Source organism: Streptomyces sp. CBMA152, assembly GCF_014596475.1.
Classification (GTDB): Bacteria; Actinomycetota; Actinomycetes; order Streptomycetales; family Streptomycetaceae; genus Streptomyces.
This window is the reverse complement of sequence record NZ_MECJ01000029.1, coordinates 182192-207703: the sequence shown is the minus strand read 5'-3', so window position 1 is coordinate 207703 and position 25512 is coordinate 182192. Positions and strand designations below refer to the sequence as shown.

The following is a 25512-nucleotide window of genomic DNA, read 5'->3' as shown; positions in this document are numbered from 1 at the left end:
CGGGCCAGGGGGATGGTGAGATCCCCCTGGCCCGTCTCCTCACCACCGCAGCCCGCGGCGGGGCCACCTTCCAGGCCCGGCCGCGGGCTGCGGTCTTGTGCTGTCCTTCGGCAGGCTGCGGTTTGTCCTACGAACCGCCCGGTTTCCGGCACCTGGTCCAGTCGGTCGAACACATACTTATGCTGGGCTCCATGAGCACACCCTCCCGCTTCGACCGCGGCCACACCGACGACCTGATGTCCTTCCTCGCGGCGAGCCCGTCGCCGTACCACGCGGTGGCGAACGCGGCCACGCGCCTTGAGAAGGCCGGCTTCCAGCAGGTGCGGGAGACGGACGCGTGGGACGCGTCGACCGGTGGCAAGTACGTGGTGCGCGGGGGCGCGATCATCGCCTGGTACGTGCCGGAGGGCGCGGCGGCGCACACCCCGTTCCGTATCGTCGGCGCGCACACCGACTCGCCGAACCTGCGGGTCAAGCCGCTGCCGGACTCGGGCGCGCACGGCTGGCGCCAGATCGCGGTGGAGGTCTACGGCGGGACGCTCCTGAACACCTGGCTCGACCGCGACCTGGGCCTGGCGGGCCGCCTGACCCTGCGCGACGGTACGCACCGCCTGGTGAACGTGGACCGCGCCCTGCTGCGCGTCCCGCAGCTGGCGATCCACCTCGACCGCTCCGCCAACGACGGGCTGAAGCTGGACCGGCAGAAGCACCTCCAGCCGATCTGGGGCCTGGGCGACGTGGAGGAGGGCGACCTCATCCGCTTCCTGGAGCAGGAGGAGGGGCTGGCCGAGGGCGAGGTCACCGGGTGGGACCTGATGGTGCACTCGATCGAGCCGCCGTCGTATCTGGGCCGCGACCAGGAGCTGGTGGCGGGCCCGAGGATGGACAACCTGATCTCGGTACACGCGGGAACGGCGGCGCTGGCGGCGGTGTCTGCGGCCGGGGAGTTGGAGTACATCCCGGTCCTGGCGGCCTTCGACCACGAGGAGAACGGGTCGCAGGCCGACACGGGTGCGGACGGGCCGCTGCTCGGGACGGTCCTGGAGCGGTCGGTGTTCGCGCGCGGCGGCACGTACGAGGACAAGGCGCGGGCCTTCGCGGGCACGATCTGTCTGTCCTCGGACACCGGCCACGCCATCCACCCCAACTACGCGGAGCGCCACGACCCGACGCACCACCCGCGCGCCAACGGCGGCCCGATCCTGAAGGTGAACGTCAACCAGCGTTACGCGACGGACGGTTCCGGGCGAGCGGTGTTCGCCGCCGCGTGCGAGCGGGCGGGCGTGCCGTGGCAGCACTTCGTCTCCAACAACGCGATGCCGTGCGGCACGACGATCGGCCCGATCACCGCGGCCCGCCACGGCATCCAGACGGTCGACATCGGCGTCGCGATCCTGTCGATGCACAGCGCGAGGGAACTGTGCGGCGCGGACGACCCGTACCTGCTGGCCAACGCGCTGGTGGCATTCCTGGAGGGCTGAGTCCACACGGAAGGCCCAACTTGCCTTCGTCAGGTTCGCCGTCGCGCTCGCCGCGGCGGTGAACCGCCAGCCCATCGAGCACTACTTGCGAGTAAAACACGCAGGTCAAAGGCGAGTTTGGGAAAACTTCAGACAACTCCCTTAATAACTCAGTACGTTACTGAGTTATGGACTTCACTATTATCAAGCATGCCGTTGAAGTCGATCACGGCATCAAACGCTTGTCCATGCACTTCATCAAGCGGTACGCGGCGCCTGACCGTGCCCGGCTGAGCTCGGAGTTGTGCGCCGAGATCAGCAGAAAACTCGGCGAGCTCGGACTCATCACCCTGCCGCAAACGCTGCCCACGTCCGAGAACGAGTACGTGTGGGTGATCCAGAAGGACAGCGAGCTGGGCGAGGTGGTCAGCGTGGCTGCCGCCGTCGCACACCTGGACGCCCTGAACATGAACCCCATTCCTCACCTCTTCGTCAACTACCCTACGGCGAAGGGGAATTTGAGCTAGCCTTGCACGACGCTCCTGACGGCGCCCTTTTGGTATGGCAGCCATCATTCGAGACTCCGGGATTCATAAAGCGGCTTGAGAATTCCCGCAACACGGAGGACCCTCGGATCACCGGGCTCAACTGTCCCGCATCTGCGGGAAGTTGAACCCCCCACGCATCTGTCCAGCGACGCCTCGGAGCGCAGATGACCACCATGGACCGCGAGGATTCACCAAGCTCGCCCGACAGCTTACGAGGTCGAGGCACCACCTTCGTCTTTGGTCACTCGCGCTGGAGATCGACCCGCACGATCTGCATGCTGCCCATCGAGGACCTGTCGACCGCTCTCACCATGCTCGACGTCATGGTTCCGCAGCAGCGCCCCGCCTGGAACGGAAACCATCGGGCCCATCAGGCAGCCCTGCGGGAGTTCAACCGCCGTCGTATCGACGCGCTGGCCGGTGCCATACCCGGGGTCGCCGTCCTCCATCTGGAGGGGAAGTGCAGCTGCGACACCATGGTCCACACCTCTCTCGACTGGCTGCAGACCAAACATCCCGCCGGAGGGTCGGGGCTGGCGCTGTTCAACCTGCCCATGGGGCGAACCTGGTACCACGTCCCTGCGGACAGCGAGAGTCCGGCTCCGCTGGCGCCAGATTCGGCACCGTGGGCCGAAGTCCGGCATCTTGAAGCCGACACCGATCAGTTCATCGCAATCGCAAAGAGCCTTGCGGGGCTAGCATGCCGACACAGGAACCTGCCTGACTGGCATCCAGAGCACCCTCCTGCGGCGCCGCCCGGCTCAAACGACGCCATAGATTTGCACTTGTAACTCAATTCCGAAGTGGTGGATCCCTTGGTCCACCACCCACTCCCGCTGCCTGCTGCTGCATCACTGCTTCTGGAGGCTCGCACCATGCCCACCGGCACCCCCGCACCCCTCTCCCTTGAAGTCCTTTGGGGATCAGAGAAGATCCAGGCGACCAACATCGCCCACCGGCTGCCCACCGAGTCCATGGACGCCCAAGTCACCGCGGTCACCGCGGCGGGGAGGGCCAATCCGGACGCACAACTTCCGGATGGTTGCTGGGCAGCCATAGCCCGGGCCACCTCGCTTCCGCACGCACTGGCACACCAACTGCACCCGGCCACCGACGGGCTCTCCGGGCTGCTCATGGTTGAGAACCTGGAGGGCGCCACGCTGCATTCGGGCATCACCCGTGTCCTGCTGAGCGAGCTGATCCCCGGTCCTCAACCACGTACTGGTATGTCGGTCACAGAGGTGCCGGACCCCCAAGTACACGGACTCACCCAGGACGGCCGTCCGAGCGCCGCGCTCCAGTACCGCTACCGAAGCTTCGCCCACCTTCGGGATCACGTGTGGCAGACCGTCCACGACACCTTGAGTCTCCACAGCTACGCGTCGTCTATCCTGACCCGTTCGGTCACCCGGAACCTGATCATCCATCCCGTCGAGATCGTCTTCGAGGACGGCACCGAGCCAATCCACGCGCTCGTCGTCCGGGACGGCATCACCCGCCTGGCCAGCGCCTGGGCCGTACTCGCCGGGCACGGCGCCGACAAAGCAGACGTGGCTGGCCTTGCCCGAGACGCCCTGCTGGGCACCCCTCTGGAAGGACTGGGCCAGGGCCGGGGCTCCGGTCTCGCGCAGCGGTTGGAGCAACACCGCAAGCAGTGGCGCCGGGCGATCCGGGACGAGTTCGATGCCGAGCTGAAGGGCGCGGCGCCGGGGCAGCGCGCGGCGGAGATCGCCCAGTCCTATGTCGTTCCCGCCCAGATCGCCGTCGGTGTCGAGGGCCACGCGGGCCGCGCACTGTCCCCCGAGGACGTCTTCGACGACGCCATCCGGTCCGTACTGGCATCGGTACACGTCGAGTTCCAGCCATGGAACGACGCGGCACAGAACGTCGAGGTCATCACTCGTGCGTTGAAACGGGTCATCCAGCTGGACGATCCACGCTGGAGCAGCGCCGAACTCCAGGACGTGTACGGACTTGCCACGGGTCGAATTCCGGTCACCGCCCTTCCCGAGGTGTTCGGCGGCGCCCCTCAGCCCCCCGGCACCGCGCTCTGGCGTGCCGTGTACCTGGTGAACGCACTGACCCAGCCCGACATGCTGGAACTGCTGAAGGACCAGGCGAAGGCCATCAAGGGCGGCAAGCGCATGAGTATGAAGGGCTTCGGGGACCTTCTCGGGCCGATCATCGACCTGCCCTGGCGCTCCAAGAAAAAGCTCGTCACCACGCAGGCGCGCAACGCCTGGAAGAACGGTGGTGTGCTGACGGGCATTGTCACCGGGGAGTGGCGTCCGGCCCCCACGGCGGACTTCACCACGCTGGTTGCACCGGCCCTTGCCGGAGACACCGATGCCCGCTGCACCTTGGCCGTGGCCGGCGGGGTGGCCTTGATCGCCGACAAGCTGCTCACCCGGAACGTCGGTTCGTCGCTCGGTATCCCGAAGGAAAGGGGCGGAGTGCCGTTCCGGACCGACGTGTCCAAGGTTGTCGAGGGGCTCTCCCGGCAGGACAACGAACTGGGCCTGTGGACACTGGCTCTGGCCGCGAACACGTTCCGCGAAAACGCCCTGCCGCAGAACGCCGTCACCAGGCACAGCCTCACCGCCAAGGAGTCCGCCGAGCCCACTGAGACGCCGTACGTCTACTTCAAAGTCGATCTCGACGCTCCGGACAAGATCGCCCGGAACGCCGACGGCGTTCCGGTGCTGCTCTACGAGTGGGACGTCGTGGCGGCGTCCGATCCCGATCGGGCGGATCGGACAGTCCTCAGGGCTCAATCCGGCAACACGACCGTCCCTGCTCAGGGGACGTTCACGCAGACCACCGAGGCGGACTCCGCGGGCGGCGACGAGGGGAGCGGTGCGAACGGGCGTGGATCCCTGAGCGCCCCGGACGCCATCCCCGCAACCTTCCGGTTCGGCCCGACCGAGGGCGGGACCGGAGAATCCCATCCCGCCCTTGAGGCCCCGGCCCCCGCGTTCGAGCCCCTGCGGCCCCCCAGCCAGCGCGCGGCGGAGCACCGCAAGACCCTTCGCCTCGGTGTGCAAGCGGCCCGCGACGCCTTGGACGACCTCCACGCACTGGAACCAGAGGTCGGCAGCCACACGCCGATCGTGCCCATCGAACTCCTGGATGACCTGCACAAGTTGCTCATCGGCATCCAGACCGACGTGGAGAACCTGCGTCGGCGGATCACGGACAGCCTGGATCCGGAGGAGAGCGACCTGGAGGACCCGGATGACTCGGAGGTGCCGGCCTAGCCCCGCTCCGGCTGCTACTCGTCCATCCCTGCGAGCACCAACGGCAGGCGGGTCGCACCGCCCGCAGTGAGGCGCACCGGCACCCCCCAGTCCTGCTGATGGACATGGCAAGCGGGGTACTCGTTCGCCGGATCGTCATCACAGGACGCGGCCATCGCTGAAACGTGCAGGACCCCCTCGGTGACCGAGGGGTCCAGCGCGAGCTCACGGGACAGCTCCGTACCCGTACCCGCGCCGGACAGCAGCAGCTCCGGCGGCGTCGAAGACACCAGCAGCCGCGTCGACGGCCCGTACCGCGTGTCCAGTTTCTGGCCCGTCGGGGCCTGGAAGACCACGTCCAACTGGAGCTTGCCCGGGGCGACTTCCGTTGCCGCGCGCTGGGTGCGGTGGGCCACCGCGTCCACCCGTACCGCCGACTCCGGCAGTCGAAGCCGCGTCAGCCGGTGCCGAGCGGACTCGACCACCACGATGTCGTCCCCGACGAGCACCGCGTCGCTGGGCTCGCGCAAGTCCGTGGCCAGGGTGGTCACTTCACCGTTCGAAGGGTCGTAACGGCGCAGCGCGTGGTTGTACGTGTCGGACAGCGCCACCGAGCCGTCCGGCAGGGCGGTCACGCCGAGCGGATGCTGGAGCAGCGCCTGCCCGGCCTCGCCGTCCCGGTGGCCGAAGTCGAACAGGCCGGTCCCGACCGCCGTACGCACCACGTACGAGGAACCCTCGCGCTCCACGTACCGCAGCGCGGAATTCTCCGAGTCCGCGACCCACAGGTGCTCCTCCGTCGCCGCGAGGCCGGACGGCTGCGCGAACCACGCCTCGGTGGCGGGCCCGTCGACCAGCCCCTCCTGCGTCGTCCCGGCCGCGACCTCGACCGTGCCGGCCGACGGGTCGTACGTCCACAGCTGGTGGACACCGGCCATGGCGATCCACACCTTGCCCTGCCACCAGGCGACGTCCCACGGCGAGGAGAGGTCGACGTCCAGGGCCGGCCCGGACGTGGGCGAGCCCTGCCACCACTGCTTGCCGGTACCGGCGACCCGCTCCACCGTGCCGCTCGCCGGGTCGAACACCCGCAGCGCGTGGTTCACGGTGTCCGCGACGATCACCCGCCCGTCGGGCAGCACCGCGAGCCCCTGCGGCTCCTTGAAGTCGCCGTCGCCGATACGCCGTACGACCGTCTCGCCGTCCGGCTCCAGCTCGACCAGCTGGTGCCTCGTCGAGTCCGAGACCAGGAAGTTCCCGCTGCCCGGCAGCACGACCGCCTTGCCGGGGAAGCGCAGATCGGTCGCGACCGGCTCCGGCGGCACGTACGGCCCGTCCCCGCGCCGCAGCGTCCCCTTCGCCGCGTGCTCGGCCTCCAGCTCCTCCACCAGCTTCGCGATGGCATGGGCATGCCCCTCGCCCGCGTGCTGGCCGACGATGTACCCCTCGGGGTCGATCACGACGAGCGTGGGCCAGGCCCGTACGGCGTACTGCTTCCAGGTCGCGAGCTCCGGGTCGTCCAGGACCGGGTGGTGCACCTGGTAGCGCTCGACGGCGTCGACGACGGCCTGGTGGTCGGCCTCGTGGACGAACTTCGGCGAGTGCACACCGATGATCACCACGGTGTCCCGGTGCTTCTCCTCCAGCTCCCGCAGCTCGTCCAGGACATGCAGACAGTTGATGCAGCAGAACGTCCAGAAGTCCAGGATGACGATCCTGCCCCGCAGGTCGGCGAGGGTGTACTGCTGATCACCGGTGTTCAGCCAGCCGCCCTTGCCGATGAGCTCGGGGGCCCGAACGCGTGCACGTGTAGCCATACCCCCATCCAACAGCAAAAGCCTGGGTACGCATTCCGCCATGAAATATCTGGTGCGCGACAAGATCTTCGCGATCGGTGACGACTACTGGATCGAGACCGAGGACGGCCGCCAGGCCTTCCTGGTCGACGGCAAGGCGCTGCGGCTGCGGGACACGCTGGAGCTGAAGGATCCGACCGGGCGCGTGCTGATCACCCTGCGGAAGAAGATGTTCAGCATCCGGGACGCGATGACGATCGAGCGCGACGAACGCCCGCTCGCCACGATCCGCCGCAAACGCCTCTCGCTGCTGCGCAACCACTACCGCGTCCAGCTGGTCGAGGGCACCGAACTCGACGTCTCGGGCAAGATCCTGGACCGCGAGTTCGCCGTCGAATACGACGGTGAGCTCCTCGCCCATGTCTCGCGCCGCTGGTTCCGGGTGCGCGAGACGTACGCGGTGAACGTCGTCCGCGAGGACGCCGACGCGGCGCTGCTGATCGCGGTGGTGGTGTGCGTGATCAGGATGGACGAGAGGGATCGGGAGCGCGATCACGAGGAGGACTGATCCCGCAGGACCCCGCTACCCCAGCCGTCGGTCCTTCAGCGCCGGGAACTGCTCCCTCGTCGTCGCCACCCTCGACATGTCCAGGTCCACCGTCAGGACCTCCTCGCCCTCGCCCGCCTCCGCCAGGACCTCGCCCCAGGGGTCGACGACCACGCTGTGGCCCGCCTGCTCGACGCCCGCGTGGGTGCCGCCGGTGCCGCAGGCCAGGACGTACGCCTGGTTCTCGACCGCACGGGCGCGCGCGAGCAGCGTCCAGTGGGCCAGGCGCTTGGCGGGCCAGCCCGCCGGGATCACGAAGGTCTGGGCGCCCGCGTCGACCAGGCCCCGGAACAGCTCCGGGAAGCGCAGGTCGTAGCAGGTGGCGAGGCCCGCCACGGTCTCCGGGAGCGCCACGGTGACCAGTTCGGTGCCCGCGCTCATCAGCAGCGCCTCGCCCTGGTCGAAGCCGAAGCGGTGGATCTTCCGGTACGTGGCCGCGAGTTCGCCCTCGGGCGTGAAGACCAGGGACGTGTTGTAGAGGCCGCCGTCCGCCGCCCGCTCGGGCACGGACCCGGCGTGCAGCCAGACTCCCGCGTCCCGCGCGGCCTTTGACATGGCCGAAAACGTCGGTCCGTCAGAAACCGACTCCGCCTCGGACTCGAAGCTCTCGTACGCGAACGCGCCGACCGTCCACAGCTCCGGGAGCACCACGAGGTCGCTGCCCCGCTGCTCGCGTACCAACGAAGCCGCCCGCTGCCTGCGGGAATCGACCGGTTCCTGGGGCTCTACACCGAATTGGATGAGAGAGGCGCGCACACTACCACCGTCCTGGCATTCGAGTTGTCAACACGGGCCTACGATCGTCACACGAAAGCACTGCCGGGGTGCCTTTCGGCAGCGTAACTTAACTGCCACAGCACCCAGCCCGCGTACGTACAGAACCGCCGAGGGGTCCCGTGACCGTCCATCCCAGCCTCCAGACCTACGCCGACGCCTGGACCCACTCCATCGAGGCGATAACCGAGCTGGTGCTGCCGCTCGTCGAGGGCGAGTGGAACCGTGCCACGCCGTGCCCGTCGTGGTCGGTGCGCGACATCGTGTCGCACATCATCGGGATGGAGTGCGAACAGCTCGGCGACCCACGGCCGATCCATACGTTGCCGCGCGATCTCTACCACGTACAGAGTGAGTTCGCGCGCTACATGGAGATGCAGGTCGATGTGCGCAGACACCACACCGCGCCGGAGATGACCTCGGAGCTGGAGTACACGGTCATCCGCCGGGCGCGGCAGCTGCGCAACGAGAACCGGGCGCCCGACACCATGGTCCGCGCGCCGCTCGGCGCCGAGCAGACCCTGGAACTGGCGCTGCGGATGCGGGCGTTCGACGTGTGGGTGCACGAGCAGGATCTGCGCACGGCGCTCGGCAAGCCGGGCAACCTGGACTCGCCGGGCGCGTACGTGGCCCGCGACATCCTGCTGCACACGCTGCCGAAGGTGGTCGCCAAGGACGCGGGCGCCCCGCCGAGCTCGGCGGTCGTCTTCGACATCCACGGGCCGGTGGAATTCCTGCGGACGGTACGGGTCGACGCCGAGGGGCACGGAACGGTCGACGGCGCGCCGTCGCTGGGGCCGCTGGCGACGCTCTCGATGGACTGGGAGACGTTCATGCGGCTCGCCTGCGGCCGGGTCCGCCCGCACGCGGTGGTGGACCGGGTGAAGACCGAGGGCGACCAGGAGCTGGCGCAGGCGATCCTGCGGCACTTCGCGGTGACGCCGTAGGGACCTCTGCGGGTCCTCACACCGTGACGTGGACCGCCTCCACCCGGCTCGCCACCAGGTGCTCGCGTTCGCGGTGGGCCGCGCGCGAGCGCAGCCGCAGGATCTGTACGACGCCGAGCGCTTCGAGCACGAACACCGAGGAGAAGGCGATCCGGTAGTTGTCGCCGGTCGCGTCCAGCAGGACGCCGACGGCGAGCAGGGTCGTCATGGACGCGACGAAGCCGCCCATGTTGGTGATGCCGGACGCCGTGCCCTGGCGCTCGGGCGGGTTCGCGGGCCGGGAGAAGTCGAACCCGATCATCGAGGCGGGCCCGCAGGCGCCGAGCACCACGCAGAGCGTGATGAGCAGCCACATCGGCGTGTGCGGCGCGGGATACGCGACCACTGCCCCCCACAGCGCCGCCGTCGCCCCCACCGTCCCCAGCGCGAGCGGCAGCCGGGCCTCGTGGTGGCGCGCGATGAGCTGCCCGTACACCAGACCGACGACCATGTTGGAGAGCACGACGAGGGTCAGCAGCTCACCGGCCGTGCCCCGGGAGAGCCCCTGCGCCTCGACGAGGAACGGCATCCCCCACAGCAGCAGGAACACCATCGCCGGGAACTGGGTGGTGAAGTGCACCCACATCCCCAGGCGCGTCCCCGGCTCGCGCCAGGACGCCGCGATCTGACGGCGTACGTACGCGCCCCCGGCGTGCGCGGCGGGCGCGGGCTCGTGGCCCTCGGGGTGGTCCTTGAGGAAGAGCAGCAGCAGGACGAGCACGACCACACCGGCCAGCGAGCTGCCCGCGAACGTCTTCGTCCAGCCGATCCCGTGCAGCGCGCGGGCGATGACGATGGTGGAGACGAGGTTGCCCGCCATCCCGAACAACGCCGCGACCTGCGCGATCAGCGGCCCGCGCCGGGCCGGGAACCAGCGCGAGCCGAGCCGCAGCACGCTGATGAACGTCATCGCGTCGCCGCAGCCGAGCAGCGCGCGGGAGGCGAGGGCGGTGCCGTACGAGGGCGAGAGCGCGAAGCCGAGCTGGCCGAGGGTGAACAGCACGACGCCGAGGGTCAGCACCTTCTTGGTGCCGAGCCGGTCGACCATGAGGCCGACGGGTATCTGCATACCGGCGTAGACCAGCAGCTGGAGTATGGAGAAGGTGGAGAGCGCGGAGGCGTTGACGTGGAAGCGGTCGGCGGCGTCGAGCCCGGCCACGCCCAGGCTGGTGCGGAAGATGACGGCGACGAAGTAGACGGCGACGCCGATGCCCCAGACGATCAGGGCCCGGCGGCCGCCGAGGGGGGCGGGGGTGTCGGGGCGCGCGGGGCCGCCGGCTTCGGGCCCGCTCATCGGGCGTCGCCCCGGACCAGGACCTTGACCCAGCTCAGGTGCTGGCGCACACAGTGCGCGGCGCGTTCGGCGTCCCCGGCGCGGATGGCGTCCAGCATCTCCTCGTGCTCGACGATGTTCTTGGCGATCCGGTCGGGCTGGGCGTGCATCACGGCGACGCCCATCCGCAGCTGCCGGTCGCGCATCTGGTCGTAGAGCCGCGACAGGATGTCGTTCCCGGCATTGCGCACGATCTCGGCGTGGAAGCAGCGGTCGGTGACGGCGACGGCGGCGAGGTCCCCGGACGCGGCGTTCGCCTTCTGCTCCGCCAGCAGCTCTTCGAGCCGCGCGATCAGCCGCTCGGGCGCGGGCACCGCCTTGCGTACGGCGAACTCCTCGACCAGGAGCCGGGTCTCGACCACGTCAGCGGTCTCCTGCGCGGAGACGGCGAGGACGAGCGCGCCCTTCTTGGGGTAGAGCCGGATCAGCCCTTCCACTTCGAGCTTCAGCAGCGCTTCCCGTACGGGTGTGCGCGAAACCCCGACCGCCTCGGCCAGCTCCCCCTCGGTGAGCAGCGTGCCGCCCTCGTAACGCCGGTCGAGTACGGCCTGCTTGACGTGCATGTACACGCGGTCGGCGGCAGGGGGCTGCTTGACGGACAACTGCTTTACGGGAGAGGGCGCGGCGGGCATGCGCACAGGATAGATACAACGGGTGTACGTGAGAAAGGGGCGTCCGGATCGCGGGACGGACGCCCCCTGCGGTGGATTCGCTCAGGCCGTGGTGGCGGCTTGGCTCAGGCCGTGGTGCTGTGGCCGGAGGCCGTCTCCAGCGCCCCCAGCACCCGCCCCACGTTCTTCTTCTCGGTGACGACGAGCACCTGCGTCTCCCCGTCCCGGCACTCCACGACCAACGTTTCGGCCGGGTAGTCGCCGCCGCCCGGGTCGGTCCAGTACGGGCGTCGAACGCGCTGCGGGACGAGGGTGCGCGGCACGGACGTACGGGCGAACGCGCCGGTGGGGTCGGGGGTGGTCGCGAACAGACCCGGGCCGGTCACGAGAAAGCCACCGCCGTTGCCCGCGCGGTACGGCACGTCCCCGAGGACGACGCCGGGGAAGATCTCCTCGCCGGTCCCGGGAACGACGGGGGCGACCTCGACGGTGTCGTCCTCGGTCCCCCGCCGCGCGAGGACGAAGCCGGTCAGCAGGCACGCCACCAGGCCGACGACGACGGCCCCGGCGGTGCCGAGGAGGGCGTCTTGGACACTGCCGGCCAGCATGGCGAGGACGGCGGCGAACCCGCCGACGCAGAGCGCGGCCGCCGGCGGCAGCGCGACCTGCCAGGGGTTGGCCCTGGGCGAGGAACCCGAACGCCGGGCCCACCAGTACGCGGACCACAGGAACCCCGTACTGAAGACGCCGAGGCCGAGCCCCCAGGCGGCGAACGGGCGCCAGTTGCCGATCGGTTCGGCGTAGGCGGACTGCCAGCCGTCCGCGAAGTGGACGGCCCGGATCTGGCCGCGCCAGTAGCGGACGTGGACCTGCTTGCCGGCCAGGTCCCCGGGGCTCCCCTCAAGGCGGGCCCGGTCGGTCGTCCCGTCGGCCAGCTTCACGTACATCCAGTAGGTCGGCGTCTTGCGCCGGGCGTCCCGGGTGTGGTCGACGTGCGCGGGAACGGAGCGCAGACAGTCCTCGTCGGACGGGGGCTCGGACCGGGACTGGGCCTGCGACTGCGCGGGGCAGTCGACGGCGGCCCGGAAGTCGCGCTCCGAGTCGAGCGCGCGCGGCATGTTCACGAGGAGCAGCCAGGCCGCGATGAGTGCGAAGGCGACGCCGAGCGTCGCGGAGTAGATGAGCCCGCCGCGGTTGCGCGGGCGCGGTGAGCCGTCCGTTGTACGGGACGGCTTGTCCTGTTTCGGTACCACGCAGTCATTCTGCGCCTACATGATCAAGCCGGAGCGACAAGATCGCGTCAAGATCCGAGGTGACCGCGATTGCGGGGTGGGGAAAGCGTTCAGGCGGTCGCGGCCCCCGGCACGCCGCTGAGCGGCCGGGGGCGCAACTGCCGTACTGCTACGCCCAGGTGATGAGCCGCTTCGGCTGCTCAAGGATCGCGGCGACATCCGCCAGGACCTTGGAGCCGAGCTCGCCGTCGACCAGACGGTGGTCGAACGACAGCGCCAGGGTGGTGACCTGACGCGGCTTCACCTTGCCCTTGTGGACCCACGGCTGGAGCTTGATCGCACCGACCGCCAGGATCGCCGACTCGCCGGGGTTGAGGATCGGCGTGCCGGTGTCGACGCCGAAGACGCCGACGTTGGTGATCGTGACCGTACCGTTCTGCATCGCGGCGGGCGACGTCTTGCCCTCGCGGGCCGTCGACACCAAGTCACCCAGCGCGGCAGCCAGTTGCGGCAGCGTCTTGTCGTGGGCGTCCTTGATGTTCGGGACGATCAGACCGCGCGGCGTGGCGGCCGCGATGCCCAGGTTCACATAGTGCTTGAGGACGATCTCCTGCGCCGCCTCGTCCCACGACGCGTTGACGTCGGGGTTGCGCTTGATGGCGACGAGCAGGGCCTTGGCGATGAGCAGGAGCGGGTTGACCCGCAGGCCCGCCATCTCCTTGTCGCCCTTGAGCTCCTCGACCAGCTTCATCGTGCGGGTCACGTCCACCGTCACGAACTCCGTGACATGCGGGGCCGTGAACGCCGAACCCACCATCGCCGCCGCGGTCGCCTTGCGTACGCCCTTGACGGGGATACGGGTCTCACGGGCACCGGCGGGCTGAACTTCCGCCGTGGGAACGGGCGTTGTTTCACGTGAAACGTCGACCGGCTCGGCCACCGGAGCGGGTGCGGCTGCCGCGTGGACGTCCGCGCGGGTGATGATGCCGTCCGGGCCGGTGGGGACCACGGTCGCGAGGTCGATGCCCAGGTCCTTGGCCAGCTTGCGGACCGGCGGCTTCGCCAGCGGCTTGGCCACCGGCGGGGCCGCATGGCCGTTCAGCTCGGCCTGCACGGCCGCGGCCGCCGCCTGCTCGGGAACCGAAGTCACCTTGCGCGGACGGCGCTTGGTCGAGGACTCGGCGACGCCGTACCCGACGAGGACCGGCTGGCGGCCCTTGGGCGCGGCATCCTCGTCGGCCTCGGCAGCCTCCGTGACGGGGGCCTGGACGGGCGCGGCGGCTTCAGCAGCGGCCTCGGCGACCGGCTCGCCGGAGCCCGGCGCCACGTCCACCGAGATGATCACCTCGCCGACGTCCACTGTCGTGCCCTCGGGGAAGCGCAGCTCGTGCACCACACCGTCGTAGGGAATGGGCAGTTCGACGGCCGCCTTCGCCGTCTCCACCTCGCACACGACCTGGCCGTCCGTGACGGTGTCACCGGGCTGGACGTACCACTTGAGGATCTCCGCCTCGGTGAGCCCCTCGCCGACGTCCGGCATCTTGAACTCGCGGAAGCGGGCAGAAGTTTCAGTCATGGTCACGGGACTCCTCAGTACGCCAGCGAGCGGTCGACGGCGTCGAGCACCCGGTCAAGGCCCGGCAGGTACTCCTCCTCCAGGCGCGCCGGCGGGTACGGGGCGTGGTAGCCGCCGACCCGGAGCACCGGGGCCTCCAGGTGGTAGAAGCTGCGCTCGGTGATCCGCGCGGCGATCTCCGCGCCCGCGCCGTAGAAGACCGGCGCCTCGTGGACGACCACCAGACGGCCCGTCTTCTCCACCGACGCCTGCACCGCGTCGAAGTCGATCGGGGACATCGAGCGCAGGTCCACGACCTCGACCGACTTGCCCTCCTCCTGAGCCGCGGCGGCCGCCTCCTGGCAGACCTTCACCATCGGGCCGTACGCGACCAGGGTCAGGTCCGAACCCTCGCGGACCGTACGGGCCTTGTGCAGCGGGCCGGGGATGGCGTCGGTGTCGACCTCGCCCTTGTCCCAGTAACGCCGCTTCGGCTCGAAGTAGATGATCGGGTCGTCGCTCTGGATGGCCTGCTGCATCATCCAGTACGCGTCCGACGCGTTCGAGGGCGAGACCACCTTCAGGCCCGGGACGTGCGCGAACAGCGCCTCGGGCGACTCGCTGTGGTGCTCGACCGCGCCGATGCCGCCGCCGTAGGGGATACGGATGACGACCGGCAGCTTGATCTTGCCGAGCGCGCGGGCGTGCATCTTCGCGAGCTGGGTGACGATCTGGTCGTACGCCGGGAAGACGAAGCCGTCGAACTGGATCTCCACGACCGGGCGGTAGCCGCGCAGGGCCAGGCCGATCGCGGTGCCGACGATGCCGGACTCGGCGAGCGGCGTGTCGATGACCCGGCCCTCGCCGAAGTCCTTCTGCAGTCCGTCGGTGACCCGGAAGACGCCGCCGAGCTTGCCGACGTCCTCGCCCATGATGAGGACCTTGGGGTCGGTCTCCATGGCCTTGCGCAACGATTCGTTGATCGCCTTGGCGATGGGAAGCTTCTGTACGGTCATGGCTACTTGCCCTCCCCGTCCGCGAACGACGCCTGGTAGGCCGCGAACTGGGCCCGCTCCTCGTCGACGAGCGCGTGCCCGTCGGCGTAGATGTTCTCGAAGATCGCCATCCGGTCGGGGTCGGGCATCGCCCGCACCGCCTCGCGCACACGCTTGCCGAGCGTCTCCGACTCCTCCTCCAGGGAGGCGAAGAAGGCCTCGTCGGCGTGGCCCGCCTTCTCCAGGTAGGTGCGCAGCCGCAGGATCGGGTCCTTGGCCTCCCACGCCTCGCGCTCCTCGTCGGCCCGGTACTTCGTGGGGTCGTCGGAGGTGGTGTGCGCGCCCATCCGGTACGTGAACGCCTCGACCAGGGTCGGGCCCTCGCCGCGCCGGGCGCGCTCAAGGGCGGACCGGGTCACGGCCAGGCACGCCAGGACGTCGTTGCCGTCGACCCGGACGCCCGGGAAGCCGTAGCCCTGGGCGCGCTGGTAGAGCGGCACCCGGGTCTGCTTCTCGGTCGGCTCCGAGATCGCCCACTGGTTGTTCTGGCAGAAGAACACGACCGGGGCGTTGTAGACGGCGGAGAACGTGAACGATTCCGCGACATCGCCCTGGCTGGAGGCGCCGTCGCCGAAGTAGGCGATGACCGCCGAGTCCGCGCCGTCCTTGGCCACACCCATGGCGTAACCGGTCGCGTGCAGCGTCTGCGAGCCGATGACGATCGTGTACAGGTGGAAGTTGTTGCTGTTGGGGTCCCAGCCGCCGTGGTTCACGCCGCGGAACATGCCGAGCAGATTGGTGGGGTCGACTCCGCGGCACCAGGCGACGCCGTGCTCTCGGTACGTGGGGAACACGTAGTCGTCGTCGCGCAGCGCGCGGCCGGAGCCGATCTGGGCGGCCTCCTGGCCCAGCAGCGAGGCCCACAGACCCAGCTCGCCCTGGCGCTGCAGTGCGGTGGCCTCGGCGTCGAAACGCCGGGTCAGCACCATGTCGCGGTAGAGACCGCGCAGCTCCTCGGGGCTCAGGTCAACGTCGTAGTCAGGGTGCTCGACCCGCTCGCCCTCGGGCGTCAGCAGCTGTACGAGCTGGGGATCGGCGACAGCCTTCCCGGCGCTGCTACCGGTGCGCTTGCTGCTGCGTCGCGGTTTGCGCGCGGCAGTGCTCTCCACGGTCACGTGCGTGCTCCTCCGTCTGTCCGGCCCCCGGGTTCGCCGGTGTGGCCAGTTGCGGCTCCTCGCCTGCTTCCGGTCGCGGGTGCACGGGGGTGGGTGCGCCTCGCCGGGACAGGCGTGACAGGTGCCCCGGCGAGCGCCCTGTCATAGGCACGTTACCCAGTGCTGCGCATTACTGCGAAACCCCATTTGACCTGCGATTTTGCTTGGATTTCCAAGTAAATCCGGAAAGCGGGGAACAACCACTGGTCACAGCACTGATGACAGCCTTGCAGGCCGCCGGAACAACGGCACGTTATCCCGGTCACCTGCGGCACGGGAAGAGCGAATGTGTGAGACTGATTCCGTGCGCGAAACAGGCAAAATCACCGTATTCCTGCTCGACGACCACGAAGTGGTCCGCCGTGGCGTCCACGAAATGCTCTCCGTAGAGGACGACATCGAGGTGGTCGGCGAGGCCGGCACCGCGGCGGATGCCCTGGTCAGGATCCCCGCGACCCGTCCGGACGTGGCGGTGCTCGACGTCCGGCTGCCGGACGGCAGCGGCGTGGAGGTCTGCCGCGAGATCCGGTCACAGAACGAGGACATCAAATGCCTGATGCTCACGTCGTTCGCCGATGACGAGGCCCTGTTTGACGCGATTATGGCCGGTGCGTCCGGTTACGTCCTCAAGGCGATCCGGGGCAGCGAACTGCTCTCGGCCGTACGCGACGTGGCGGCCGGCAAATCGCTCCTCGACCCGGTCGCGACCGCCCGCGTCCTGGAACGCCTCCGCGACGGCGGCGCCCGCAAGGGCGACGACCGCCTGTCGAACCTGACGGAGCAGGAACGCAAGATCCTCGACCTGATCGGCGAGGGCCTGACGAACCGGGTCATCGGCGAACGGCTGCACCTGGCCGAGAAGACGATCAAGAATTACGTGTCGTCACTGCTGTCGAAACTGGGAATGGAACGCAGGTCCCAGGCGGCGGCGTATGTGGCGCGACTGCAGGCCGAGCGGCATTGACCCCACCCCGCCCCTTCCCTAAACCCTCCGGGGGTGGGGGAGGGTGAAGGTGACCTCCCGGGGGCGTGGCCCCCGGACCCCATGCAGGGGCTCCGCCCCTGCGGCCCCTGTTTGCCTGCGGATCATGCTGGGTTGCTCGCGCAGTTCCCCGCGCCCCTAAGGAGGGCCCGAAGGGCCCATCAAGGGGCGCGGGGAACTGCGCGACAAGCCCCCACCGGCGGCCAGACGAACGACATCCGCCGGAGGCTTTCGGGAAGGGGCGGGGTGGGGAAATCGCCCGCCGCAGGCGCTCCTGCTGCCGCAACGCACATTCGGGACCTAGGGCCCGCCCCACAGGGGCCCCCGGCACTGTCGGAGGGTGTAGCACCGGCACGAGAGTGGACCCATGTCCACCGAGGAAACCCGCGCACTCGACCTCCTCCACCGAGTCTCGTACGGCCGCATAGCCACCAGCATGCGAGCCCTCCCCTTCGTGGCCCCGGCCAGGCACATCGTGGTCGACGGCCGCGTCATCCTCCGCATCCACGCGGCCCTCGGCTACCACGAAGCCTGCGCGGGCAGCGTCGTGGCGTACGGCGCCGACAACCTTTGCGCGGGCGAAACGGCGGCCACACCCAACAGCGCCGCCACACCCGCCACCCACCTCTGGTCCGTCCAGTTCACCGGCACCGCCGAACCCGTCACCCCCACCCCCGCAGAACTGGATATGTTCGGCCCGGCCCCCCGCCACGTGGACGGCGAGGACTTCGACCCGGTCTACCTCCGTATCGAACCCCAGTTCGTAACCGTCCACTCCCTGGACTATTCCCCAGAGCGACACCTGCGCAACGCCGCGTGATCTAACATCTGGCGCGTGCCGCGCTCATATGCAACCCCGCCCGTGAGGGACCTGCTGCGCCGATACGCCTCGCTGGGCGAGCCGCTGGCCTGCGAACCCGTCGCCCAGGGCCTCCTCAACCGCGGTTACCGGCTCGCCACCACCCGGGGCGAGTACTTCCTCAAGCACCACCTCGACGGCGACCACCAGGCCATCGCCCGCCAGCACGACGCCACCCTCCGCCTCCAGACCCTCGGCGTCCCCGTCGCACCCCCGGTGCCGGACGACGACGGCGAGACTGTCACGGTGCTGGGCGGCCGCTGCTACGCCCTGCACCCATGGGTCCACGGCCGCCACCGCGACGGCGCCCAGCTCGGCGCCGTCGGCTCCCGGCGGCTCGGCGCACTGCTCGGCCTCGTCCACACCTGCCTGGAAGAGGTCATGGAGGGGCGCACCCCGGCGGCACCGGCGGACCAGCAGGCGGGCGCGCACACGGACCCGCAGACGGGGGCGCAAAGGGGCGCACAGCCGCGCGCATACGCGGGCGTACAACTGCCCGCCCAGGCGCATGCACACACGCACTCGCAAACAACCGCACATACAGGCGCGCACACAAGCGCACCGGCGGACGCCCACCCCGCCACCCACGCCAGCGCCGACCCCGCCGACACCTTCGCCCTCATCGACGACCTGCTCGCCCGCACCCGCCGACGCCGCCCCCGCGACTCCTTCGACGAGCTCGCCGAACACCGGCTGCGCGAACGCCGCGTCCTCATCGAGGAGCACGCCCACCGCCGCCCGCCCGCCCAGCCCGCCGGCGGCTGGGTGCACGGCGACTTCCACCCGCTGAACCTGCTCTACCAGGGCAAGGAACCGGCCGCGATCGTCGACTGGGACCGCCTCGGCGTGCAGCCCCGCGCCGAAGAGGCGGTGCGGGCCGCCGTGATCTTCTTCGTCCGCCCGGCCGGGGAGTTGGAGCTGGACAAGGTACGCGCGTACGCCCGGGCGTACCGGCGCGCGACCGGCGCCGACCCGGCCGAACTCGCCGCCGCCGTCCACCGCGTGTGGTGGGAACGGCTCAACGACTTCTGGATCCTGCGCTGGCGCTACCAGCTCCACGACCGAAGGGCCGACCCGCAGTTTCCCGCGGCGTCGGCCCTGGCGGTCTGGTGGACCAGCGAATACGAGGCGGTCTGCGAGGCGTTCGCGGGCTAGATCCCGAACAGCCCGGCGTTCAGCCACCGTTGGGCGCGAGGCCGCACAGCGGCCGGCGCGCCCCGGACGTCACCCCTTGGGCGTGCTGCCGCCGGCGCTCTGACCCCCGGCGGTCGGCCCGGCGCTGGTGCCCGTCGTACCGGCCGTGGTGCCCGTGTTCGTACCGGCAGAGGTGCCCGTGTTCGTACCGGTCGAGGTGCCCGTGCTGGTGCCCTGGTCCGTGCCGGTGCTCGTCCCGGAGGACGTGCCCTGGTCGGTGCCGGTGCTGGTGCCCGAGCTCGTGCCCGTGCTCGTGCCCTGGTCCGTGCCGGACGTCGTCCCCGAGGTCGTGCCCTGGTTCGTGCCCGATGTCGTACCGGACGTCGTCCCCTGGTTCGTCCCCGGCTTCGGCGAGGTCGACTTGTGCGGCCTGCGCGACGGCTTGTGGGTCGGCTCCTCGTCGGCGCCGCCGGTCGTCGTGTTCTGGTCCTGCCCCTTGGTGCTCTGGTCGTCCGGGGTCGGCGAGGTCTGCGACTGGGACTGCGACGGGCTGTTGGAGACCGCCGGGTGCTTGGCCGGCCCGTTGCTGTCCTTCTTGTTCGCCGCGTTGATCGCGAAGGCCACGCCCGCGGCGATCGCGATGATCGCGAGCACCACGAACAGGACCACCTTGCCCCGGCCGCCGCGACGGCGGCCGCCGTTGCCGTGGTAGCCGTTGCCGTGGTAGCCGCCCTGGCCGTAGCCGCCGTCGTACCCGCCGTCGTCCGGGTTCATCGGCGGCAGGATCGGACCGCGGAACTGCGAGGTCTCCCCGTGCATGGGGTGGCCCATGGCCGTGGTCGGTGCGGTCATGCCCATGGGGGAGGTGTGGGCGCCCTCGTGCATCACCGCGACCGGGCCGGTGTTCCAGGTGCCGGTGTGGCCGCCCTGCGCCTGGAGCATCTGCAGTCCGTACTGGACCAGGCCGCGCATCTCCTCGGCGGACTGGAAACGGTCGTCCGGGTCCTTGGCGAGAGAACGCATGACGAGGCCGTCGAGTTCCGGCGGCGCCACATCCGATGTCTGGGACGGCGGAATCGGGGTGTCCTGCACGTGCTGGTACACCACTGACAACGGTGTCTCGCCGGTGAAGGGCGGGCGCAGCGCGAGGAGTTCGTACAGCAGGCAGCCCGTCGCGTACAGGTCGGAGCGGTGGTCGACGGCCTTGCCGAGCGCCTGCTCGGGCGAGAGGTACTGCGGCGTGCCCATGACCATGCCGGTCTGGGTCATCGTCGACTGCGCGCCGTGCAGGGCGCGCGCGATGCCGAAGTCCATCACCTTGACCGCGCCGGCGTGCGTGATGATCACGTTCGCGGGCTTGATGTCGCGGTGCACGATGCCGTGCTGGTGCGAGTACGCCAGCGCCTCCAGGACGCCGGAGACGATGATCAGCGCCTGCTCCGGAGGCGGGGCGTCCGCACTGACGAGGAGATCGCGGATGGTGCGGCCCTCGACCAGCTCCATCACGATGTACGGGACGGTCTGGCCGCCCACCACGTCCTCGCCCGAGTCGTAGACCGCCACCACCGCGTGGTGGTTGAGGCCGGCGACCGACTGCGCCTCGCGCGTGAAGCGGGCCTTGGAGACCGGGTCCTCGGCGAGGTCGGGACGCAGCAGCTTCACCGCGACCGTGCGGCCCAGGCGTACGTCCTCCGCCGCGAAGACCTCGGCCATGCCACCGCGGCCCAGCCGGTGCGTCAGCCGGTAGCGGCCGTCACCGACGAGTCCGCCGACCCACGACTCGTGATCCTGCGCATCGGCCATCCCGGCGCCGTTTCCCTCGGGTTCGGGTGCCATCAGTCCTCGCCGTCGTGTCTGGCCGCGTCAGCGGTGGTTCCTTACAGTCTTACGGTCACGCGCAGTGCCTTGCTGCCTCGTCGCGGCCTGGTCCTGCTGGTACTGCCGGTGTGCCCTGCTGGTCTGCGTCCTACTGGTTGTGCAGTAGTGCACGCTACAGCGTTCGCGCGGGGCGCCGGATCGGGATGGACCGGCCATCCAATCGGTTCCGCGTGTACCCATGCAAATTCGATGCGATTCCTGTAACGCTTACGAGACGCTTCTTGCGCGTACGGTCACGGAACGGGCACTCGGCTTGACGTGTCGTACCCCTCGGGCAGACTTGCCTAGAAAATTTCAGGGATCATCACTGGCCACCGCGCCAAGGGGGAAGCACAGTCATGAGCCAGGACGGCGCACAGGGCCGCTATGCGGGCGGTTCCATCGCGGGCGGGCGCTACCAGCTGCGCGACCTCCTCGGCGAAGGCGGCATGGCCTCGGTCTACCTGGCGTACGACGCCGCGCTGGACCGCCAGGTGGCCATCAAGACCCTGCACACCGAACTCGGCCGAGAAGCATCCTTCCGCGAGCGCTTCCGCCGCGAGGCCCAGGCCGTCGCCAAGCTCCAGCACACCAACATCGTGTCCGTCTTCGACACCGGCGAGGACGAGCTGGGCGGCGCGACCATGCCGTACATCGTCATGGAGTACGTGGAGGGCCAGCCGCTCGGCTCGGTGCTGCACACCGACATCCAGCACTACGGCGCGATGCCCGCCGACAAGGCCCTCAAAATGACCGCCGACGTCCTGGCGGCCCTTGAGGTCAGCCATGAGATGGGCCTGGTCCACCGGGACATCAAGCCGGGCAACGTGATGGTCACCAAGCGTGGCGTGGTCAAGGTCATGGACTTCGGCATCGCGCGCGCCATGCAGTCCGGCGTCACCTCGATGACCCAGACCGGCATGGTCGTCGGCACCCCGCAGTACCTCTCGCCCGAGCAGGCGCTCGGCCGCGGCGTCGACGCCCGCTCCGACCTGTACTCGGTCGGCATCATGCTCTTCCAGCTGCTCACCGGCCGGATCCCGTTCGACGCGGACTCGCCGCTGGCGATCGCGTACGCGCACGTCCAGGAGGAGCCGGTCGCGCCCTCCTCGATCAACCGCTCCATCCCGCCGGCCGTGGACGCGCTGGTCGCCCGCGCGCTGAAGAAGAACCCGAACGAGCGCTTCCCCAGCGCGGCCGCGATGCGCGACGAGATCGCCCGCATCTCGGCCAGCGGCCAGACCGGCGCGGCCCCGGTGATCACCGGCGGCGCCCCCGTCTCCAGCGGCCAGGGCGTCGGCTCGGCGGTCTTCCCGCCGCTGGACTCCTCGGCCCAGCCGGGCTACCAGGGCAGCGTCCAGACGCCGTACCAGCCGAGCCCGTACGGCCCGCCGACCCCGGCCCCGACGCCGCAGCCCTCGTACGGCTACCCGCAGCAGCAGATGCAGCAGCCGGCCCCGATGGCCCAGCAGACCCCGCCGCCCTACACGATCTCGCCGACCGGCCCGGCCGGTGGTGGTTCTTCTTCTTCGAAGAAGAACACGCCCGTGATCGTCGGCGCGATCGCGGTGGCCGTCCTCGCGGTCGGCGGTCTGGTCGCGGCGCTGATGATGAACAGCGGCGGCGACTCGGGCAAGGGCGGCGACTCCAAGGCCTCCGGATCCGCCGTCGCGGGCCACAAGGACCCGGAGCGCAGCCGCACGCTGGACACCACCAAGTGCACCAGCCCCCAGAAGTCCGCCCTCGACCCCTCGAAGGTCCAGGCGCCCGACTTCACCTACAAGGACATCCTGTCGGTGAAGTCCTGCATCCAGGCCGCGGGCTGGAAGCTCAACACCACGGCGGTCGACAACGGCCAGTGGGGCCAGGACGTCGTGGTGACCCAGTTCCCGGCGGCGGGCGTGGACGTGGACCCGAAGGAAGCCCAGTTCAGCCTGACGCTGTCGACGGGCAACCCGCCGCAGCAGTAGGTACGGTGACGCGCGCGCCGCCCGATCCCCCGGGTGGCGCGCGCGAGATGCCACAAATGTCGGCCCGTGTGACGCTGGCCCCATGGCTTCAGGGCTCCGGACACTCGGCGCGGGCACCGCGCTGGCGGGCCTGCTGTTCCTGACCCCGTCGGCGTACGCGGACGAGAGCTCACCGGCACCGGCCACGCCCTCCCTGTCGCTCGACCAGCGGCTGGCGGGCCGCAAGGCCGGGGAGGGGCGAGCGCGTCCGGGCCGGGCGCCGGAGACCCTCCCGTATGTGCCGGACGCGTCGGCGGAGCCGATCCCCGCGGCCGTCCCCACACCTACGCCGCCCGTGGCTCCGTCGAGCGCGCTCCCGGCGGCCGCCGCCCGCAAGAAAGCGTCACCGGGCCGCCTCTCGACGTCCTCCGAGCTACGGGTGCATGTGCTGTCCATGGGGGCGGGGCTCGCACTGACGGGACTGGGCCTCGCCTTCCTGGCGCTGCGCCTGCGCCGCCCCTAGCACGACGTGCGGTTCGGCTCCCAGAATCGGGGTGGATCACCTCTCTTCGGGGGCACAACGTGATGTGAGGCACGTGTGCGAGAGAATGGACGGCATGGAGATGCCGAGGAACGAACAGTCGCCGGACAGCCCCCACATCCTGGTAGTCGGACAGGACGGTATGGCCATCGGCGGCGGTGACGACGAGTCGCGCGAGGTCCCGGTGACGGAGATGGTCGAACAGCCCGCCAAGGTCATGCGCATCGGCAGCATGATCAAGCAGCTTCTGGAAGAAGTACGCGCGGCTCCTCTGGACGAGGCGAGCCGCGTACGCCTGAAGGACATCCACGCGTCGTCCGTCAAGGAACTGGAAGACGGCCTGGCCCCGGAGCTGGTGGAGGAGCTGGAGCGACTGTCGCTCCCCTTCACGGACGAGGCCATCCCGTCCGAGGCGGAACTGCGCATCGCCCAGGCCCAGTTGGTCGGCTGGCTGGAGGGCCTCTTCCACGGCATCCAGACGGCCCTGTTCGCCCAGCAGATGGCAGCCCGGGCCCAACTGGAACAAATGCGCCGAGCCCTCCCGCCCGGCGCCCCCCACGACGAGGACGACGCGGCGGGCGTGCGGTCGGGGCCGTACCTGTAGGGGTTATGGGGGCCGGGGCGAAGCCCCGGCCCTACCCCGCCCGCGTCCGGGGCGAGCCACCAACCCACCGGCTAGGGCCCAGGGGGTGCAGGGGCGCGCAACCCCGCTCACCCACCCACCCCCAGCGGGGTGCAGGGGGCGCAGCCCCCGCGTGGGGTCCGGGGGCGCAGCCCCCGGGGAACCTCCCCCTCCCACCTCACCCCCCGCCCGCCCGCCCCCGGAGGGTTCAGGGAAGGGGCGGGTCGGGGGCAGAACACCTCACACCACCAACAGCACCTTCCCCACATGCGCCCCCGCCTCCAACACCCGATGCCCCGCACCCGCATCGGCCATCGACACCACCCGATCCACCACCGGCCGCACCCGCCCGGCCGGAATCAGCGGCCACACATGCTCCCGAACCGCCGCCACGATCGCCGCCTTCTCCACCGAAGGCCGCCCCCGCAACGTCGTCGCCGTCACAGCCGCCCGCTTGGCCATCAGCGCCCCGAGGTTGAGCTCGCCCTTGACCCCGCCCTGCATCCCGATGACGGCCAGGCGCCCGTTCACCGCCAACGCCCGCACATTCGGGTCCAGATACTTCGCGCCCATGATGTCGAGGATGACGTCCGCCCCCGCGCCATCCGTCGCCTTGCGGATCTCCTCCACGAAGTCCTGCGAGCGGTAGTCGATCAGGATGTCCGCACCCAGCTCAGCGCACCGCGCCAGCTTCTCGGGCCCGCCCGCCGTGACGGCGACCCGCGCCCCCACCGCCTTGGCCAGCTGGATCGCCATCGTCCCGATCCCGCTCGCCCCGCCGTGCACCAACAGCGTCTCGCCAGGCCGCAGATGGGCCACCATGAACACGTTGGACCACACCGTCGCGACAGCCTCCGGCAGCGCCGCCGCGACCGTCAGCTCCACACCCTCCGGCACCGGCAGCAGCTGCCCCACCGGCACCGCCACCTTCTCCGCGTACCCGCCGCCGCTCAGCAGCGCGCACACCTCGTCGCCGACGGACCACCCGGACACCCCGGGCCCCAGCGCGACGATCCGCCCAGAGCACTCAAGGCCCGGATACGGCGATGTCCCCGGCGGCGGGTCGTAGAACCCCTGCCGTTGCAACACATCCGCACGGTTGACGGCCGCCGCCGCCACCTCGACGAGGACCTCGCCCTCGCCCGCCACGGGATCGGGCACCTCGGCCCACACCAGCGCTTCGGGACCACCCGGCTCAGGAATCGTGATCGCATGCATGCG

Annotated in this window: 22 protein-coding genes; 12 read left to right on the top strand and 10 right to left on the bottom strand. The window is 70.1% G+C overall.

Annotation, left to right across the window (positions count from 1 at the left end; genetic code table 11):
- Nucleotides 1-191 precede the first annotated feature (191 nt).
- The 4 genes from BG418_RS27960 to BG418_RS27945 all read left to right on the top strand — a co-directional run bounded on the left by BG418_RS27960 (nucleotide 192) and on the right by BG418_RS27945 (nucleotide 5265).
- Nucleotides 192-1481: a M18 family aminopeptidase gene (locus BG418_RS27960; protein WP_188276773.1), complete on the top strand. Its 1290-nt coding sequence runs from the start codon at nucleotides 192-194 to the stop codon at nucleotides 1479-1481.
- Nucleotides 1482-1648: 167 nt separating this feature from the next.
- A complete protein-coding gene (locus BG418_RS27955; RefSeq protein ID WP_188276772.1) occupies nucleotides 1649-1987 on the top strand; it encodes a hypothetical protein in 339 nt (112 codons plus the stop codon).
- 185 nt (nucleotides 1988-2172) lie between these two features.
- Nucleotides 2173-2799, top strand: coding sequence for a hypothetical protein (locus BG418_RS27950; RefSeq protein ID WP_188276771.1), 627 nt, complete (start codon nucleotides 2173-2175; stop codon nucleotides 2797-2799).
- A gap of 84 nt (nucleotides 2800-2883) precedes the next feature.
- Nucleotides 2884-5265: a hypothetical protein gene (locus tag BG418_RS27945; protein ID WP_188276770.1), complete on the top strand. Its 2382-nt coding sequence runs from the start codon at nucleotides 2884-2886 to the stop codon at nucleotides 5263-5265.
- 14 nt (nucleotides 5266-5279) lie between these two features.
- Here the strand turns inward: BG418_RS27945 and BG418_RS27940 are convergent, their stop codons facing one another.
- Nucleotides 5280-7061 (bottom strand): NHL domain-containing thioredoxin family protein, encoded by a 1782-nt coding sequence (locus tag BG418_RS27940; protein ID WP_188276769.1) that lies wholly within the window; start codon nucleotides 7059-7061, stop codon nucleotides 5280-5282.
- Between the two features lie 40 nt (nucleotides 7062-7101).
- Here BG418_RS27940 and BG418_RS27935 point away from each other — a divergent pair, with 40 nt between their 5' ends.
- Nucleotides 7102-7608 carry an LURP-one-related/scramblase family protein gene (locus BG418_RS27935; protein WP_188276768.1) on the top strand — a complete coding sequence of 169 codons (507 nt, stop codon included), beginning with the start codon at nucleotides 7102-7104 and terminating at the stop codon, nucleotides 7606-7608.
- A gap of 15 nt (nucleotides 7609-7623) precedes the next feature.
- On the opposite strand, the gene BG418_RS27930 is transcribed toward BG418_RS27935, so the two are convergent.
- Complete coding sequence (locus BG418_RS27930; RefSeq protein WP_188276767.1) at nucleotides 7624-8403, bottom strand: carbon-nitrogen family hydrolase; 780 nt, start codon at nucleotides 8401-8403, stop codon at nucleotides 7624-7626.
- A gap of 140 nt (nucleotides 8404-8543) precedes the next feature.
- Here BG418_RS27930 and BG418_RS27925 point away from each other — a divergent pair, with 140 nt between their 5' ends.
- On the top strand, nucleotides 8544-9368 hold the full coding sequence (locus tag BG418_RS27925; RefSeq protein WP_188276766.1) for a maleylpyruvate isomerase family mycothiol-dependent enzyme: 825 nt from the start codon (nucleotides 8544-8546) through the stop codon (nucleotides 9366-9368).
- Between the two features lie 16 nt (nucleotides 9369-9384).
- On the opposite strand, the gene BG418_RS27920 is transcribed toward BG418_RS27925, so the two are convergent.
- The 6 genes from BG418_RS27920 to pdhA all read right to left on the bottom strand — a co-directional run bounded on the left by BG418_RS27920 (nucleotide 9385) and on the right by pdhA (nucleotide 16308).
- Nucleotides 9385-10701 carry a nitrate/nitrite transporter gene (locus BG418_RS27920; RefSeq protein WP_188276765.1) on the bottom strand — a complete coding sequence of 439 codons (1317 nt, stop codon included), beginning with the start codon at nucleotides 10699-10701 and terminating at the stop codon, nucleotides 9385-9387.
- Nucleotides 10698-11372 carry a GntR family transcriptional regulator gene (locus BG418_RS27915; protein WP_188276764.1) on the bottom strand — a complete coding sequence of 225 codons (675 nt, stop codon included), beginning with the start codon at nucleotides 11370-11372 and terminating at the stop codon, nucleotides 10698-10700. The genes BG418_RS27920 and BG418_RS27915 overlap by 4 nt, the downstream gene beginning before the upstream one ends.
- Nucleotides 11373-11476: 104 nt before the next feature.
- Complete coding sequence (locus BG418_RS27910) at nucleotides 11477-12604, bottom strand: hypothetical protein (protein WP_188276763.1); 1128 nt, start codon at nucleotides 12602-12604, stop codon at nucleotides 11477-11479.
- 148 nt (nucleotides 12605-12752) lie between these two features.
- Nucleotides 12753-14159, bottom strand: coding sequence for a dihydrolipoamide acetyltransferase family protein (locus BG418_RS27905; RefSeq protein ID WP_188276762.1), 1407 nt, complete (start codon nucleotides 14157-14159; stop codon nucleotides 12753-12755).
- Between the two features lie 14 nt (nucleotides 14160-14173).
- Nucleotides 14174-15154 carry an alpha-ketoacid dehydrogenase subunit beta gene (locus tag BG418_RS27900; protein ID WP_188276761.1) on the bottom strand — a complete coding sequence of 327 codons (981 nt, stop codon included), beginning with the start codon at nucleotides 15152-15154 and terminating at the stop codon, nucleotides 14174-14176.
- Between the two features lie 2 nt (nucleotides 15155-15156).
- The gene (gene pdhA, locus BG418_RS27895) at nucleotides 15157-16308 is read right to left on the bottom strand and encodes a pyruvate dehydrogenase (acetyl-transferring) E1 component subunit alpha (protein WP_188276760.1); all 1152 of its coding nucleotides are present in this window, start codon (nucleotides 16306-16308) and stop codon (nucleotides 15157-15159) included.
- 343 nt (nucleotides 16309-16651) lie between these two features.
- On the opposite strand from pdhA, the gene BG418_RS27890 reads away from it, so the two are divergent.
- From BG418_RS27890 to BG418_RS27880, 3 genes are all read left to right on the top strand, one after another.
- On the top strand, nucleotides 16652-17311 hold the full coding sequence (locus tag BG418_RS27890; RefSeq protein WP_317453777.1) for a response regulator transcription factor: 660 nt from the start codon (nucleotides 16652-16654) through the stop codon (nucleotides 17309-17311).
- A gap of 385 nt (nucleotides 17312-17696) precedes the next feature.
- A complete protein-coding gene (locus BG418_RS27885; RefSeq protein WP_188276758.1) occupies nucleotides 17697-18149 on the top strand; it encodes a pyridoxamine 5'-phosphate oxidase family protein in 453 nt (150 codons plus the stop codon).
- A 15-nt stretch (nucleotides 18150-18164) separates the two neighbouring features.
- Nucleotides 18165-19343, top strand: coding sequence for a phosphotransferase (locus tag BG418_RS27880; RefSeq protein WP_188276757.1), 1179 nt, complete (start codon nucleotides 18165-18167; stop codon nucleotides 19341-19343).
- A 69-nt stretch (nucleotides 19344-19412) separates the two neighbouring features.
- Here the strand turns inward: BG418_RS27880 and BG418_RS27875 are convergent, their stop codons facing one another.
- The gene (locus BG418_RS27875) at nucleotides 19413-21158 is read right to left on the bottom strand and encodes a protein kinase domain-containing protein (RefSeq protein WP_188276756.1); all 1746 of its coding nucleotides are present in this window, start codon (nucleotides 21156-21158) and stop codon (nucleotides 19413-19415) included.
- A 380-nt stretch (nucleotides 21159-21538) separates the two neighbouring features.
- Here BG418_RS27875 and BG418_RS27870 point away from each other — a divergent pair, with 380 nt between their 5' ends.
- The 3 genes from BG418_RS27870 (at nucleotide 21539) to BG418_RS27860 (ending at nucleotide 24273) form a co-directional block, all read left to right on the top strand.
- Nucleotides 21539-23149, top strand: a complete 1611-nt coding sequence (locus BG418_RS27870) for a protein kinase domain-containing protein (RefSeq protein WP_188276755.1) — start codon at nucleotides 21539-21541, stop codon at nucleotides 23147-23149.
- An 82-nt stretch (nucleotides 23150-23231) separates the two neighbouring features.
- Nucleotides 23232-23651 (top strand): hypothetical protein, encoded by a 420-nt coding sequence (locus BG418_RS27865; RefSeq protein WP_188276754.1) that lies wholly within the window; start codon nucleotides 23232-23234, stop codon nucleotides 23649-23651.
- Nucleotides 23652-23745: 94 nt separating this feature from the next.
- Nucleotides 23746-24273, top strand: coding sequence for a bacterial proteasome activator family protein (locus BG418_RS27860; protein ID WP_188276753.1), 528 nt, complete (start codon nucleotides 23746-23748; stop codon nucleotides 24271-24273).
- A gap of 258 nt (nucleotides 24274-24531) precedes the next feature.
- Here BG418_RS27860 and BG418_RS27855 read toward each other — a convergent pair whose 3' ends face one another.
- Entirely contained in the window at nucleotides 24532-25509 is a 978-nt protein-coding gene (locus tag BG418_RS27855; RefSeq protein WP_188276752.1) for an NAD(P)H-quinone oxidoreductase, read from the bottom strand.
- Nucleotides 25510-25512 lie beyond the last annotated feature (3 nt).